This window comes from Aliivibrio sp. 1S175 (genome assembly GCF_001690985.1).
Classification (GTDB): domain Bacteria; phylum Pseudomonadota; class Gammaproteobacteria; order Enterobacterales; family Vibrionaceae; genus Aliivibrio.
Genome location: NZ_MAJS01000009.1, coordinates 33,516 through 49,508, shown reverse-complemented (window position 1 = coordinate 49,508; position 15,993 = coordinate 33,516). Strand labels below are relative to the sequence as shown.

The following is a 15,993-nucleotide window of genomic DNA, read 5'->3' as shown; positions in this document are numbered from 1 at the left end:
AATAATTATGAATTTTCACTATTCTTTGTATTTGAAATTGTGTAAATTCGTCTATAATTTGCCATAGCAGAAAGTAAGCAGGGGCTAATTGGGCTAAATTCTATCCAAAAATAGAACAAAGCATATACCAATTGGCAGTTTATGTTATACTCTGCGCGCATTTTCTATCCTATTAATAGAGTAAAACAATGACTGATTTATCTAAATACAGAAATATTGGTATTTTCGCGCACGTTGATGCGGGTAAAACTACCACAACTGAACGTATCCTAAAACTTACTGGTCAGATCCACAAAACTGGTGAAGTACATGATGGCGAATCTACTACTGACTTCATGGAACAGGAAGCTGAGCGCGGAATTACTATCCAGTCAGCAGCTGTAAGTTGTTTCTGGAAAGATCACCGTTTTAACGTTATCGATACTCCTGGACACGTTGACTTCACAGTTGAAGTTTACCGTTCTCTTAAAGTACTTGACGGTGGTATCGGTGTATTCTGTGGTTCTGGTGGTGTTGAACCTCAATCAGAAACTAACTGGCGTTACGCGAACGAATCAGAAGTTGCACGTATCATCTTCGTTAACAAACTAGACCGTATGGGCGCTGACTTCTTCCGTGTTGTTAAGCAAACTGAAGACGTGCTAGGTGCTAACCCACTAGTTATGGTTTTACCAATCGGTATCGAAGAAGATTTCGTTGGTGTTGTTGACCTTCTAACTCGTCAAGCTTTCGTTTGGGATGACACTGGTCTTCCTGAAAACTACGAAATCACTGATATCCCAGCGGATATGGTTGATCAAGTAGAAGAATACCGTGAGATGCTAGTTGAGACTGCTGTAGAGCAAGACGACGACCTAATGGAAGCATACATGGAAGGCGAAGAGCCAACTATTGAGCAACTAAAAATGTGTATCCGTAAGGGTACTCGCACAATGGATTTCTTCCCTGCTTACTGTGGTTCTGCGTTTAAGAACAAAGGTATGCAACTAATCCTTGATGCTGTTGTTGATTACCTACCTTCTCCAACTGAAGTTGATCCTCAACCTCTAATGGATGAGAACGGCGAAGAAAATGGCGAGCACGCTATTGTTTCTGTTGATGAAACATTCAAAGCGCTAGCATTCAAAATCATGGATGACCGTTTTGGTGCCCTAACTTTCGTTCGTATTTACTCTGGTAAATTGAACAAAGGCGACACAATTCTTAACTCATTCACAGGTAAAACTGAGCGTGTTGGCCGTATGGTTGAGATGCAAGCGAATGACCGTAATGAATTAACTTACGCACAAGCTGGTGACATCATCGCTATCGTAGGTATGAAAAACGTGCAAACTGGTCACACTCTTTGTGATCCTAAGCATGCAGTAACACTTGAGCCAATGGTTTTCCCTGTACCAGTAATCTCAATCGCAGTAACGCCTAAAGATAAAGGCAGCACTGAGAAAATGGGTATTGCTATCGGTAAAATGGTTGCAGAAGATCCATCTTTCCAAGTTGAAACTGACGAAGAAACTGGCGAAACAATCCTTAAAGGTATGGGTGAACTTCACCTAGACATTAAAGTTGATATCCTTCGTCGTACATACGGTGTAGACCTTTCTGTTGGTCAGCCTCAAGTTGCTTACCGTGAAACTATTACTCAACTTGTTGAAGATAGCTACACGCATAAGAAACAATCTGGTGGTTCTGGTCAGTTCGGTAAGATCGACTACATCATGAAACCAGGCGAAGTTGGTTCAGGTTTTGCGTTTAAGTCTTCTGTTGTGGGCGGTAACGTTCCTAAAGAATTCTGGCCTGCAATCGAGAAAGGCTTCAAAGGCATGATGGATACTGGTGTTCTTGCTGGTTTCCCTGTTCTTGATGTTGAAATCGAACTTCTTGACGGTGGCTTCCACGCAGTCGATTCATCTGCAGTAGCATTTGAAATCGCAGCGAAAGGTGCATTCCGTCAATCTATGCCTAAAGCTGGTGCTCAACTTCTAGAACCAATCATGGCTGTAGACGTGTTCACTCCAGATGACCATGTTGGTGATGTAATCGGTGACCTTAACCGTCGTCGTGGCATGATCAAAGACCAAATGGCTGGCGTAACTGGTGTTCGTGTTAAAGCTGACATCCCTCTTTCAGAAATGTTTGGTTACATCGGCTCTCTACGTACAATGACTTCTGGTCGTGGTCAGTTCTCTATGGAGTTCTCACACTACGCACCTTGTCCAATGAACGTTGCTGAGAAAGTAATTGCTGATGTTAAAGAAGCTAACGCTAAGAAGTAATTCTGGCTAACGCTCTTTAATTAAAAAAGCCCCGCAAGTTTACTTGCGGGGCTTTTTGTTTTTAATCGATTGAATATTTAAGTTACGATTTATTCAGATTAATTTAATTTTTCTGCTTTTTCTTTATGACGTTGAAGTTTTAAATAGATATTCTCTACTCTAACTCGTGCCCATTCTGTTTTTCGTAAAAACTTTAAGCTCGACTTAATTGTTGGATCTGATTTAAAACAATTAATGTTAACCATGTGACTTAATTCTTCCCAACCGTAGTGTTCAACTAATTCTGTTAGGACTGCTTGTAGGGTTAAACCATGAAGCGGGTTATTTTGCTGTGTCATAATATCGCCATTTTTCTTGAATTAGGGTAAGTATAGCATTCACCCTTAAAGATATTCATAAAAAATGGGAGCATAAAGGCTCCCATTTGTATTTTAATAGCTAATTTCAACTAGCGTTTAAAGGTAACTTTTTCAGGCTTATCTAAAGTAATCGTTGTTAGTGCAGGCTGTGTTTCCGCAATAACATTACCTTGGCGAATAGAGTAACGCACAGGTACTTGGCGACGCAGTGCGTCAAAACCATTTTCTGCCGGTAAAATAATTAAGTTACCAGGCTTACCTTCTTCAATCCCATAGCGATCTTGAATATTTAGAGTTCTTGCTGATTTGTAGCTAATTAGGTCAAGACCTTGGTTAATTTGTTCATAACCCATGATTTGACATACATGCAGACCCATATGCAGTACTTGTAGCATATTCGCAGTACCTAGTGGGTACCATGGGTCAAACACATCATCATGACCAAAGCATACATTAATATCGCTTGCTAGCATCTCTTTCACACGGGTAATACCGCGACGCTTAGGGTAGTCATCAAAACGACCTTGCAAATGAATGTTTACTAATGGATTAGCAACAAAGTTGATGCCTGACATTTTTAATAGACGGAATAAACGAGAAGCATATGCCCCATTATAAGAGTGCATTGCCGTCGTATGGCTCGCTGTTACCTTTTCACCCATATTAAATTTATGAGCTAATGCAGCTAAGGTTTCTATAAAGCGAGATTGTTCATCATCAATTTCATCACAATGGACGTCAATTAAGCGGTCATATTTTTGTGCTAGTTCAAAAACGTAATGTAATGACTCAACCCCATATTCACGAGTAAATTCAAAGTGAGGAATTGCACCAATAACATCAGCACCAAGCTGAACTGCTTCTTCTAATAACTCTTTACCATTTGGGTAAGAAAGAATGCCTTCTTGAGGAAAGGCGACGATTTGGATATCAACCCACTCTTTCATCTCTTCTTTTACTTCAAGCATTGCTTTTAGTGCGATTAATGTTGGGTCAGACACATCTACATGGGTACGAACGTGTTGAATACCATTCGCGATTTGCCATTTTAGTGTTTGTTTTGCTCGGCTTTTAACGTCTTCAATAGTTAGAAGTTTTTTACGTTCAGACCAACGCTCAATGCCTTCAAAAAGAGTGCCAGAGATATTCCAGCTTGGCTCACCAGCAGTTTGAGTTGTATCTAAATGAACGTGAGGTTCACAGAATGGAGCGTTTGCTAACCCACCTTCGGCATCTAAAATGTCACCAGAAAAAGAAAGTTCCTCTTCATTTGAAGCGATTTTTTTGAATTGACCATCTTGGATCAAGATTTGAAAAAAACCTTCTTGATCTCGTAATGCCACATTTTTAATTAATAAATTAGTCATAAGAATTCTTCTATGCAGCTTCTGTTTTAGATGCTTTTTCTTTGTTTAAAAGAGGGTTAAGTAGTAGATAACTTAGTGCGCCACCAAAAACGGCGTTTACAGGAACAACACCAGGTAGGAAATTACCAGCGGCAACACCAATAGCAACAGCGATTATACCTGCCCAGTTAATCGTTTGAAATTTTGCGTTTTCAAAATCCATGTAACGCTTACGATTCATAAAGAAGTCAGCGATGATAACCCCTCCAATTGGTGGGATAGCTATTGATAGGAAAGTTAACCAGCCAACAAAGTTATTATATAACCATAATGCGCAAACAGTACCAATTAAACCATTAAGCATTGAAATATACTTACTTGGTAAGCCTGTGATATTTGAGAAGCCAAGGCCTGATGCATAAAGGGCATTATCGTTAGTCGTCCAGATATTTAAACCTAAAACGATGATTGCTGGGATCAGTAGGCCTTGAGCTATCATCACTTCCGAAATATCAGATTGACCAGTAGCGGCTGCACCAGCAGCACCAAAGATGAACATTAATGAGTTACCGATAAAGAAGGCAATCATGGTGATAGCAACTGCTCCCATCGGTTTTTTACCAAATCGAACAAAATCAGCGGTTAGTGTTCCTGCACTAATGAATGAACCAACAACCATAGCGAGAGCAACGGAAAAATCCATTGGTTCTGTCGGTTGAATGTTTTGAAGCTCAGTAATACCACCGACGCTATCAACGGCTGTTAATACGGAGTAACCACCAAGAATTGCAATGGCAGGTACCGCTATCATAGAAAGAGCCATTAACGCTGAGATACCAAAATAAACTGTAACCGTCATTAATAGACCTGAGATTACGATTAATGCGTTGGTATCAATGCCTGTCGCTTTGTGGACGGGGATAGCGAACATTGCAACACCGACGCCAAACCAACCGATTTGCGTACCACCAAGAAGTAAAGAGGGGATCCAAGAGCCTTTAGAGCCAAAAGAGAAGCGAGCAAGGAGGTGAGTTGAGAGACCAGTAGAAGCGCCGATATAGCCAAGAAATGAAGTGTAAATGCCGAGAATTAGATTACCAATGAGGACTGCGAGGAAGAAATCATCAAAAGAAAGACCGGTTCCAAGTGATCCTCCTGTCCACATACTGGCAGAGAAAAAGGTGAGCCCAAGCATAACTAAGGTAAGTGAAATAACGCCTTTTCTTGCGGATTTAGGGACAGGACCTAAACTGAAATCATTATCATGAGACATGTGAAACTCCGTTTTTCTGAATGTTTTTTGGTCAGTATTTTGATAAACGGACGGGAGTTTAATTGGATTAACAATAATGTCAATAACTGTAAGTTGAATGTGTTTTGAATAAGTCGTTTCTTTTATTGTAAGTATTTGATTTTTGTTGGTTTTATTTCTTATTGTTTATTATTTTTATTTCATAACAAACGGTTGCTTTGTTTATTGTGTCTTATAAATTGCCTTTTAATGCTCAATTTCACATTAGATTGGTTTATTTGTTTAAATTAAGGTTTTTTTGGTCTTTTTTTTTATTTGTTATTATCTAAGTGATTGGATCGTATGTTTATTTAATTATTTTTAAGATAAAAAGGCAGTAAGGTGCTAGTTATAGCCTCTTGCTGCCTTTTTTATGATTAGATCTGTTTTATTTAATGTTATTTGTGATTTTTTATCACTTATTCCCAGATTACTTTTTTATCTTTTGGCCATTTAGAGGCAAATTCATGGTATTTTTTCTCTAAAATATGACGCTTTATTTTTAATGTGGGCGTTAAAATACCATTCTCAATGCTCCAAGCGTCTTTGATCATTAATATACCTTTTAGCTTTTCATGAGACTCTAAACCGCTATTGATGGTTTCTAGATTTTTAAGTGCAGTTCGTTCATAGCGAGCTTGATCAAAATTAGTGTACGAATGAGGAACGGCGAGCAAGATAGGACCAGGAAGACCTGATCCAATAAGGCACATCATTTCTAAATTACTTAAGTCAAAAATGCGTTTCTCAATGGGTACAGGAGCAACAAATTTCCCTTTTGCTGTTTTAAATGTGTCTTTTTTACGGCCTTGAATAGTTAGGAAACCTTCGGCGTCTATAGAGCCAATATCCCCTGTATATAACCATCCTTCGTTATTAAAACTTTCAGCAGTGGCTTCGTCATTTTTATAGTAACCAGCAAAAAGACCATCACCTCGGACTAATATTTCTTCATCTTCAGCTATTTTTAATTCAACACCGGGTCCAGCAGAACCTACTGTCCCCACTTTATCTGAACGATAAGGGTGGTTTAGTGTGCTATAAGCAAAGGTTTCTGTCATCCCCCACGCTTCGGTAATATTTAAACCGATACTTTCATACCATTTTAATAGTCCTGCGGACACAGGTGCAGAGCCACAACCTAGAACACGAGCTTTATCTAAGCCTAAACCATCCGCCAACTTACGTTGAATTAAGCCGCTAACAAATGGGATTTTGAGTAATATATTGAGTTTTTTCTGAGGTAATTTATCTTGAATTCGTTGTTGGAAGACTGTCCATAATCGAGGGACGGATATAAATAAAGTAGGGCGGTGCATTTTTACATCATCTATAAAGGTATCTAAGGATTCAGGAAAGGCCGTTTGAATACCTCCGAAAAATGCAGAACCTAAGATGTATACACGCTCTGTAATATGAGCGAGAGGTAAGTAGGAAAATAAACGATCATCAGGTTGCATCCCAATATGATTAACTAAATGCTTGGACGAACGACTAAAGCCACCAAAGGTTAACATTGCTCCTTTTGGTAATCCTGATGTACCAGAGGTATATACAATAGACATTAATGTATTGTCGTTATGGTCAGGTCGAAATTCAGAAGGTGGATTATTTTGGATTAATTGTTCAAATTGATACTGACACGAGGCTGCGGAATCATAATCAAAAGCAATAGTAGAAAGTTGAGGCAGATTTTTTATCGCTTCTGCTGTCGCTTCATTATTGTCGAGTTTCCCTACAATGAGTGCCTTACTTCCACTGTGAGTTAGACAATGTTCTATCGTATCAAGACCTGCCGTTGGAAAAATAGGAACACTGACAAAATCACCAAGCATTAACGCTAAATCAGTAATAAACCATTCTGCACAATTTTTAGAGATTAGCGCGACTTTGTCTTTTGGTTGTATACCTAACTGCTGTAATGATGTAACTAAGCGTAACGCTTTATCTACGACTTCTGAGAAAGTGTAGTCAACAAAGTGTCGCTCTTTTATTTGACGAAGAAAAATAGCATTTGGTTTTTTCTCAGCCCATTCAAGCAGTGCTTCATGAGGGAGTTGAGGGTTCGTATTATGATCGAATAATGATTGGCTCATAGCGGCATCCTGCAATTTATTGTTCTTATTTATTGTTAAGATTATGTTAATTAAAAAGCCTTTTGAGTAAATAGTCAAATTCAGTTAAAAATAATGAGAGGTGATTTATTGTGATAGAACTAATTTATGAATACTTAGATTGTTCTATAAATAAGATAGGAAAGAATAAAGAAAAGAAAAGAATGAGTGTAAAAAAAGGCAATAACATGACGTTATTGCCTTAATTAAAGTAATAGTTAATAAACTATAAAAGTGCCTTTAGGCGATACAGTTCTTCTAGTGCTTGGCGTGGTGATAAATCATCAGGGTTAACTTTCGCTAACGCTTCTTCTACTTCACTAGGTTCAGGAATAAGAGATAATTGATGTTCTTGTTTCACTTGAGTATTAGTCAGAGGTTGATTTTTAGGTTGACTGCTTTCAAGTTGTTGAAGTTTTTGTTTTGCTTTTTTTATTACCGTTTTTGGAACGCCCGCAAGGGAGGCGACAGCAAGACCGTAAGATTTATTGGCTGCACCATCTTGAACTGCGTGCATAAAGGCAATTTCATCACCATGTTCTACCGCGTCTAAATGTACATTGGCTAAACCGTTAAATAGGTTTGGTAACTCAGTTAATTCAAAGTAGTGGGTAGCAAATAGTGTCATTGCGTTAATTTTTGTCGCTAGCCATTCAGCACTAGCCCAAGCGAGGGATAGACCATCATAAGTACTTGTACCACGACCAATTTCATCCATAAGGACTAAGCTGTATTTAGTGGCATTGTGTAAGATATTTGCCGTCTCAGTCATTTCAACCATGAAAGTCGAACGACCTGATGCTAAATCGTCAGATGCCCCAATACGAGTAAATATCCGATCTAATAGGCCAATTTTTGCTGAATCAGCGGGAACATAACAACCAACATGCGCCATTAAAGCGATCAATGCGGTTTGGCGCATGTAGGTTGATTTACCACCCATGTTTGGCCCGGTAATGATCAACATTTTTCGGTTATCATTTAAATTGATTGGGTTGGCAATAAACGGGTTACTCATCACTTGTTCAACAACAGGATGGCGACCACCTTCAATGTTCATTCCTATCTCTGATGATAAGGTAGGGCGGCAATAATTTAAGGTATCAGCACGCTCAGCAAGATTACTTAGAACATCGAGTTCAGAAATAGCGTTCGCCATTAACTGAAGCTGCTCTAAATGTGGGATAAGTTGATCAAACAATTCTTCCCACAGTCTCTTTTCTATCGCTAGAGCTTTTGATTTTGAGCTTAGCACTTTATCTTCATGCTCTTTAAGCTCTGGAATAATGTAACGCTCTGCATTTTTCAATGTTTGACGACGAACATAGTGAGCTGGCGCTTTGTGACTTTGACCTTTACTGATCTGAATATAAAAACCATGAACGTTGTTATAGCCGACTTTTAGGGTATCAATATCATGGCGTTCACGTTCTTCTTTTTCTAATTTGTCTAAGAATTGCGCAGCTCCATTAGCGAGATCTCGCCATTGGTCTAATTCTTCATTATAACCATCAGCTAAGACGCCACCGTCACGAATAACAACAGGCGGGTTTTCTTTCACTGCACGTTCTAATAGTTCACAAATGGAGTCAATAGGCTGTGCAAGTGAAGCAAGCTCTAATAGATGGTCCTGTTTAAATTCTTTTGTGCTTTGTGCTAATTCAGGTAATTGCTGTAATGCGTTACGTAAGCGAGCTAAGTCTCTTGGGCGAGCCGAGCGTAATGCTAATCGAGCAAGGATCCGCTCTACATCACCAATCTGTTTTAATTGTGGGTCAAGCTCTGTGAATAGACCACTTTCTTTTAATTCTCCAATCGCATCAAGACGCTGGTTTAAAACTTGATGAGTTCGAATTGGTTGATGTAACCAACGTTTTAAAAGACGACTACCCATTGCGGTTGATGTGTGATCGAGTACTTCTGATAACGTATGATTAAAGCCACCCGCTAAGTTTTGTGTGATCTCTAAATTTCGACGCGTTGCGGCATCTAAGATCACCGAGTCATCTTGATGATCCATCACAATAGAGCGAATGTGAGGTAAGGTTGTACGTTGTGTGTCTTTTACATATTGAATAAGACAACCAGCCGCGCATAAACCAAATTCTGCTTTTTCTACGCCAAAACCAATTAGGTCACGTGTACCAAATTGTTGGTTCAATTGTTGTTTAGCGGTTTCTAATTCAAATTCCCATACTGGGCGACGACGATTGCCACTGCGTTTCTCTAATAGATGAACGGGTTCAAAATCTTCACTAAACAAAAGCTCTGTAGGGGAGGTGCGTTGTAACTCAGCTAACATTGCTTCTTCAGTGCTTGGTTCTGAGACTTTGAATCGACCAGAAGTAATGTCTAATGTAGCGTAACCAAATTTACCTTTATGATGAAAAATAGCCGCAATTAGGTTATCAAAGCGTTCAGGAAGAAGGGCTTCATCCGTTACTGTTCCTGGAGTGACAATACGAACAACTTTACGCTCTACAGGACCTTTACTTGTTGCGGGATCGCCAATTTGCTCACAGATAGCAACTGATTCGCCTTGTTGAACTAATTTGGCTAAGTAACCCTCAACGGCATGGTAAGGGAGACCGGCCATTGGGATTGGTTCACCGGCAGAAGAACCTCGTTTAGTTAACGATATCTCAAGCAGTTGGGACGCTCGTTTGGCATCATCATAGAAAAGCTCATAAAAGTCGCCCATACGATAAAACAGTAAGATATCCGGGTTTTCAGATTTTAAACGCAAGTACTGTTGCATCATTGGGGTGTGTTTTTCAGTTGATTTTATTGCCACAACGAGACCTAATAGATGGAGAGAATATTTGCCGTTAAGAATACGTGAATCAAGACGGCAATCAAAGATAGAATGAATAAAATTCGAATCAAGATGGAAAGAATCTAATGGATATGACAAAAAATGCTCAACTCGCGCAAGAAGTTGGTGAGTTATTAATGCAGCAGGGCAAAATGATGGCTTGTTCAGAATCTTGTACTGGTGGTGGTGTCGCTTTTTGTGCGACAGAAAATGCAGGCAGTTCAGCATGGTTTGAAAGAGGTTTTGTTACTTATAGTAACCAAGCCAAACAAGACTCTTTAGGTGTTGATTTTGATATCTTGCAGAGTTTTGGTGCGGTAAGTGAGGAAGTAGTAAAAGAGATGGCTGTAGGCACTCTTGCGAATAGTAATGCCGATATTAGCGTATCAATTAGTGGTATTGCAGGACCCGGTGGAGCAACAGAAGATAAACCGGTAGGAACAGTATGTTTTGGCTTTGCTGATAAGAGTGATTGGCACCAAGAAACCACTGTGTATTTTACTGGTGGGCGTAGTGAAATAAGACAAAGTGCGATTGAATATGCATTTCTCACAATAAAGAATAGGTTGGAGAGTGTAGTTAATTCAAATGGTTAGTTTTTTTTGTAGTGACGTACATTCGAAAAAATAAGAAAAAACATCACTACCCTATAGACACTGTATGAATAGACAGTATACTACTGGTTATTAACTGATTAGCTATCTAGAGTTCTGGAGAATCAAATGGACGATAACAAGAAAAAAGCACTGGCCGCAGCATTAGGTCAAATTGAAAAACAATTTGGTAAAGGTTCAATCATGAAGTTGGGCGATAACCGCACAATGGATGTTGAAACTGTGTCTACTGGTTCTTTATCTCTTGATATTGCTCTAGGTGCTGGCGGTTTACCAATGGGACGTATCGTTGAAATTTACGGTCCTGAATCATCAGGTAAAACGACACTAACTTTGGAAGCGATTGCTCAAGCACAAAAAGCAGGAAAAACCTGTGCATTTATCGATGCTGAGCATGCTCTAGATCCTATTTACGCTCAAAAACTGGGTGTCGATATTGACCAACTATTATGTTCTCAACCAGATACTGGCGAGCAAGCATTAGAAATCGTTGATGCATTAGCTCGTTCTGGTGCTGTTGATGTCATTGTTGTCGATTCAGTTGCTGCACTAACGCCAAAAGCTGAGATTGAAGGTGAAATGGGCGATAGCCACATGGGTCTTCAAGCTCGTATGCTATCTCAAGCAATGCGTAAGCTCACGGGTAACCTAAAACAATCGAACTGTATGTGTATCTTCATTAACCAAATTCGTATGAAGATTGGTGTGATGTTTGGTAACCCAGAAACAACAACGGGTGGTAATGCACTTAAGTTTTACGCTTCAGTTCGTCTTGATATCCGTCGTACTGGCGCAGTAAAAGATGGCGATGAAGTCGTTGGTAACGAAACCCGTATTAAAGTTGTAAAAAACAAAATTGCTGCACCATTTAAGCAAGCTGAAACTCAAATATTATACGGTAAAGGTTTTAACCGCGAAGGTGAGTTGATTGACTTAGGTGTTAAACATAAGCTCGTAGACAAAGCTGGCGCTTGGTATAGCTACAATGGCGATAAGATCGGCCAAGGTAAAGCTAACGCATCTAAATTTATGCGCGAAAATCCAGAAATCGGCGCTGAATTGGATAAGAAACTACGCGAAATGTTATTAACGCCAACTGAAAATAAACCTGAAGTTGAGAATGAAATTGAAGAAGAAAACGAAGAGTTTTAATTCATTCGATTTTAATTAAAATAGCAGAAAGCCAAACCGTTGAGTTTGGCTTTTTTTTGTCTATAAAAAGAGACGCTACCTACCAAAAATAGAATTCTTTCTGTTTCCTCCTTTGATCGTTGCCGCTATCTATATTTCACTTTCATTTGCGTATACAATATCCGAAATTCTGTCTTAAAAACACTGCTTGGCTTAACTGAGTACAAGGGTGAGTTAAACTACGATTCAATCAGGAATATCCACATGTATATGAGCACTGACGAGATCCGCCGTGCGTTTCTTGCTTTTTTTGAAAGCAAAGGACACCAAATTGTTGAGAGTTCTTCTCTAGTTCCAGCAAATGATCCAACTCTTCTATTCACGAATGCCGGTATGAACCAATTTAAGGATTGCTTCCTTGGTTCAGAAAAGCGTAGCTACACTCGTGCGACGACTTCTCAACGTTGTGTTCGTGCTGGTGGTAAGCATAATGATTTAGAAAATGTAGGCTTTACTGCTCGCCATCATACTTTCTTTGAAATGCTTGGTAACTTCAGCTTTGGCGACTACTTTAAGCAAGATGCAATCAAATACGCATGGGAATTCCTGACTGAGCGTCTAGAGCTTCCTGCTGATCGTCTATTAGTGACTATTTATGAAACTGATGATGAAGCGTTTGAAATCTGGAATAAAGAAATGGGTATTCCAGCAGATCGCATCGTTCGCATCGGTGATAACAAAGGCGCACCTTATGCATCAGATAACTTCTGGCAAATGGGTGATACCGGTCCTTGTGGTCCATGTACTGAGATTTTCTATGATCACGGTGAGCACATTTGGGGCGGCCGTCCAGGTACACCAGAAGAAGATGGCGACCGTTTTATTGAAATTTGGAACAACGTTTTCATGCAATTCAACCGTCAAGCAGATGGCACAATGGAACCACTTCCTAAGCCATCAGTAGATACAGGTATGGGCATTGAACGTATTGCAGCTATCATGCAAGGCGTGCACTCAAACTATGAAATTGATATCTTCCAAACACTAATTAAAGAAACAGCAAAAGTGGTTGGTTATGATGATCTTTCAAACCAATCTTTACGTGTAGTTGCTGACCATATCCGTTCTTGTTCTTACTTAATCGTTGATGGTGTTATGCCGTCAAACGAAGGCCGTGGTTATGTATTACGTCGTATTATTCGTCGTGCAGTACGTCACGGGAATAAATTAGGCGCTAAAGGATCTTACTTCTATAAATTAGTTGGTCCATTAGCTGAAATCATGGGTACCGCTGGCGAAGAGCTTAAAAAGCAACAAGCACTAGTGGAAAAAGTACTTAAGATTGAAGAAGAAAACTTTGTTCGTACGCTTGAGCGCGGCATGGTAATTCTGAACGAAGCGTTAGATAACCTAGAAGGCACAGTTCTTGACGGTGAAACCGTATTTAAGCTTTATGATACTTACGGTTTCCCAGCAGATTTAACGAACGATGTTGCTCGTGAGCGTGAATTAACTATCGATGAAGATGGTTTTGAAAAAGCGATGGAAGAGCAACGTCAACGAGCTCGTGAAGCGGGTCAATTTGGTACTGATTATAATGCAGTGATCAAAGTTGAATCAGAAACAGAGTTTCATGGTTATAACTCAACTGAAGCAAAAGCAACAGTCTTAGAGATTTTCCGTGAAGGCGAAGCTGTTGAAGCTCTTTCTGCAGGCGATGACGCGATTCTAATTTTAGATGTGACTCCATTCTATGCTGAATCAGGTGGCCAATCTGGCGATGCTGGTATTATCACGGTAGAAGCGGGTAAATTTGTTGTCACTGATACTCAAAAAGTAGGCAATGCAATTGGTCACCACGGTAAGTTAGTTGAAGGTGTGTTATCAACTGCCGATAGTGCAATGGCTCAAGTTGATCAAGAGCGTCGTACTGCGATTACTCTAAATCACTCAGCGACGCATTTATTGCACGCAGCACTTCGTGAAGTGTTAGGTGAACACGTAACGCAAAAAGGGTCATTAGTTAAAGCGGAAAGCTTACGTTTTGATTTCTCTAACCTTGAAGGTGTTAAAGCTGAAGAGCTACGTAAAGTTGAACGTATTGTTAACCAACAAATTCGTTTAAACCATGAGATTGAAACAAACTTGATGGACATTGATGCCGCGAAAGAAAAAGGCGCAATGGCTCTATTTGGTGAAAAATACGACGATGAAGTTCGTGTTCTTTCTATGGGTCGATTCTCTACTGAACTATGTGGTGGTATTCACGCATCAAGCACCGGTGATATTGGTTTATTTAAAATCACTTCAGAAGGTGGTATTGCAGCGGGTATTCGTCGTATTGAAGCGGTTACCGGTGAAGCAGCATTAGATGCAATTGAAGCTCAACAGAAAGCGGCAGATAAAAAGCTGAGTGAAGCGGCATCAAAGGCTAAGCAACTTGAAAAAGAGATTCAATTACTTCAAGAAAAAATAGCGACTGCAGAAAGTGCAAATATCATGGGTAAATTGCAAGAAATTGCAGGTACTAAAGTGTTAATTGCTGCTCTAAATGATGCAGATAGCAAAAATTTACGCACAATGGTTGATAATGCTAAAAACCAAATTGGCAGCGGTGTTGTTCTATTAGCTAATGTTTCCGATGGTAAAGTAAGCTTGATTGCTGGTGTAACTAAAGATCTTATTGGTCAAGTTAAGGCTGGTGAATTGGTGAATATGGTTGCACAACAAGTTGGTGGTAAAGGTGGCGGTCGTCCTGATATGGCTCAAGCTGGCGGTACTGATGCGAATGCATTACCTGCAGCGCTTGCTTCTGTTGAAGCTTGGCTAACTGAGCGTCTGTAATAGGTCGTATCAGTGGCATTAATCGTACAAAAATACGGTGGTACATCAGTTGGATCCGTTGAACGGATCCAATCTGTTTCTGAGCGTATCATCTCAACGCAGCAACAAGGGCATGATGTCGTTGTTGCTGTTTCTGCTATGGCAGGTGAAACTAATCGTTTAATGAATTTGGCTACTCAAATGAGTGAGGTTCCAGAACCTCGAGAATTGGATATGCTACTTTCTGCCGGTGAACAAGTTTCTATTGCTTTATTAGCTATGTCTCTAATCCAAAAGGGCATCAAGGCAATTTCATTAACGGCTGATCAGGCTGGAATCCAAACAAATAGCGTATTTAATGACGCAACGATTGAGCATATTCAAACTGATTTAATCACGCAGTGGTTAAGTAAAGGGTATGTGGTGATAGTTGCAGGATTCCAAGGGCGTGATGCGGTTGGTAATATTACTACATTAGGTCGAGGTGGGTCTGATACTACTGCAGTAGCTTTAGCTGCTGCATTAAATGCAGATGAATGCCAAATTTTTACGGATGTAGATGGTGTTTATTCTTCAGATCCTCGTTTTGTATCGAATACGCGCCGTTTAAAAGAAGTGTCTTTTTCGGATATGCATATATTAGCAAAATCTGGAGCAAAGGTTCTTCAAGAGCATTCTGTCATTCATGCTTGGAATTCATCGGTAACACTAAGAGTATTATCTTCTTTTGAAGATGGTGAAGGGACGCTTATTTGTGAGAGTCCGAAAGACGTTTTAGGTGTTACTGGTTTAGCTTTAGAGCAGGACCTTTCTCTTGTTGAATGCGAAGGCATTTCGATTAAAGAACAGAAAGAGCTTTATAAACAATATAAAGTGTTAGCTGAAAGGGGCGATTGTTTTCAAATTGTTGTGCCAAAAGCAAATATTTTACAATTGAAACTGGCATTTAATACAAAAATACGCAATATTAGTAGCTTATCAATTCTGACGTTAGTCGGAGATAATGTTGAAGGGATGGCAGAATCTGCTTGCAATCAACTAGTGGCTAATAGTGTTGATATTTATCAATATGATATAGAGCCTAAAAGTGTGTCAGTTATCGTGAATCAAGCTGATTTACAACGAGCGGCAGAAATTTTACATAAAACGTTTGTTATTACAGAGCAATCACAAGATAATAACCTTATGATCGCTGTTTCTTGAGCAGAGACGTTTATGAAAATAAGC

10 protein-coding genes are annotated in these 15,993 nt (G+C 39.6%); 5 read left to right on the top strand and 5 right to left on the bottom strand.

Annotated elements, in window-relative coordinates:
• Positions 1-188: 188 nt before the first annotated feature.
• Positions 189-2,273, top strand: coding sequence for an elongation factor G (gene fusA, locus A6E06_RS04690; protein ID WP_065594310.1), 2,085 nt, complete (start codon positions 189-191; stop codon positions 2,271-2,273).
• A 98-nt stretch (positions 2,274-2,371) separates the two neighbouring features.
• On the opposite strand, the gene A6E06_RS04685 is transcribed toward fusA, so the two are convergent.
• From A6E06_RS04685 to mutS, 5 genes are all read right to left on the bottom strand, one after another.
• Positions 2,372-2,611 (bottom strand): VF530 family DNA-binding protein, encoded by a 240-nt coding sequence (locus A6E06_RS04685; RefSeq protein ID WP_065594311.1) that lies wholly within the window; start codon positions 2,609-2,611, stop codon positions 2,372-2,374.
• A gap of 110 nt (positions 2,612-2,721) precedes the next feature.
• Positions 2,722-3,999 (bottom strand): cytosine deaminase, encoded by a 1,278-nt coding sequence (locus A6E06_RS04680; RefSeq protein WP_065594312.1) that lies wholly within the window; start codon positions 3,997-3,999, stop codon positions 2,722-2,724.
• Between the two features lie 10 nt (positions 4,000-4,009).
• Complete coding sequence (gene codB / locus A6E06_RS04675; RefSeq protein ID WP_065594313.1) at positions 4,010-5,251, bottom strand: cytosine permease; 1,242 nt, start codon at positions 5,249-5,251, stop codon at positions 4,010-4,012.
• A gap of 437 nt (positions 5,252-5,688) precedes the next feature.
• Positions 5,689-7,365 carry an AMP-binding protein gene (locus A6E06_RS04670; protein ID WP_065594314.1) on the bottom strand — a complete coding sequence of 559 codons (1,677 nt, stop codon included), beginning with the start codon at positions 7,363-7,365 and terminating at the stop codon, positions 5,689-5,691.
• Between the two features lie 244 nt (positions 7,366-7,609).
• Positions 7,610-10,171 carry a DNA mismatch repair protein MutS gene (gene mutS / locus A6E06_RS04665; RefSeq protein ID WP_065594348.1) on the bottom strand — a complete coding sequence of 854 codons (2,562 nt, stop codon included), beginning with the start codon at positions 10,169-10,171 and terminating at the stop codon, positions 7,610-7,612.
• A 113-nt stretch (positions 10,172-10,284) separates the two neighbouring features.
• Here mutS and A6E06_RS04660 point away from each other — a divergent pair, with 113 nt between their 5' ends.
• The 4 genes from A6E06_RS04660 (at position 10,285) to A6E06_RS04645 (ending at position 15,969) form a co-directional block, all read left to right on the top strand.
• On the top strand, positions 10,285-10,794 hold the full coding sequence (locus A6E06_RS04660; RefSeq protein ID WP_065594315.1) for a CinA family protein: 510 nt from the start codon (positions 10,285-10,287) through the stop codon (positions 10,792-10,794).
• Positions 10,795-10,920: 126 nt separating this feature from the next.
• The gene (gene recA / locus A6E06_RS04655) at positions 10,921-11,964 is read left to right on the top strand and encodes a recombinase RecA (protein WP_065594316.1); all 1,044 of its coding nucleotides are present in this window, start codon (positions 10,921-10,923) and stop codon (positions 11,962-11,964) included.
• A 243-nt stretch (positions 11,965-12,207) separates the two neighbouring features.
• Positions 12,208-14,787, top strand: a complete 2,580-nt coding sequence (gene alaS, locus A6E06_RS04650; RefSeq protein ID WP_065594317.1) for an alanine--tRNA ligase — start codon at positions 12,208-12,210, stop codon at positions 14,785-14,787.
• A gap of 12 nt (positions 14,788-14,799) precedes the next feature.
• Positions 14,800-15,969 carry an aspartate kinase gene (locus tag A6E06_RS04645; protein WP_065594318.1) on the top strand — a complete coding sequence of 390 codons (1,170 nt, stop codon included), beginning with the start codon at positions 14,800-14,802 and terminating at the stop codon, positions 15,967-15,969.
• Positions 15,970-15,993: the final 24 nt, after the last annotated feature.

Excerpts from the sequence above, each read along its gene's own strand:
- A6E06_RS04685 (WP_065594311.1), bottom strand. The coding sequence starts at position 2,611 with ATGACACAGCAAAATAACCCGCTTCATGGTTTAACCCTACAAGCAGTC.
- A6E06_RS04670 (WP_065594314.1), bottom strand. The coding sequence starts at position 7,365 with ATGAGCCAATCATTATTCGATCATAATACGAACCCTCAACTCCCTCAT.
- fusA (WP_065594310.1), top strand. The coding sequence starts at position 189 with ATGACTGATTTATCTAAATACAGAAATATTGGTATTTTCGCGCACGTT.
- A6E06_RS04660 (WP_065594315.1), top strand. The coding sequence starts at position 10,285 with ATGGATATGACAAAAAATGCTCAACTCGCGCAAGAAGTTGGTGAGTTA.
- A6E06_RS04680 (WP_065594312.1), bottom strand. The coding sequence starts at position 3,999 with ATGACTAATTTATTAATTAAAAATGTGGCATTACGAGATCAAGAAGGT.
- codB (WP_065594313.1), bottom strand. The coding sequence starts at position 5,251 with ATGTCTCATGATAATGATTTCAGTTTAGGTCCTGTCCCTAAATCCGCA.
- recA (WP_065594316.1), top strand. The coding sequence starts at position 10,921 with ATGGACGATAACAAGAAAAAAGCACTGGCCGCAGCATTAGGTCAAATT.
- alaS (WP_065594317.1), top strand. The coding sequence starts at position 12,208 with ATGTATATGAGCACTGACGAGATCCGCCGTGCGTTTCTTGCTTTTTTT.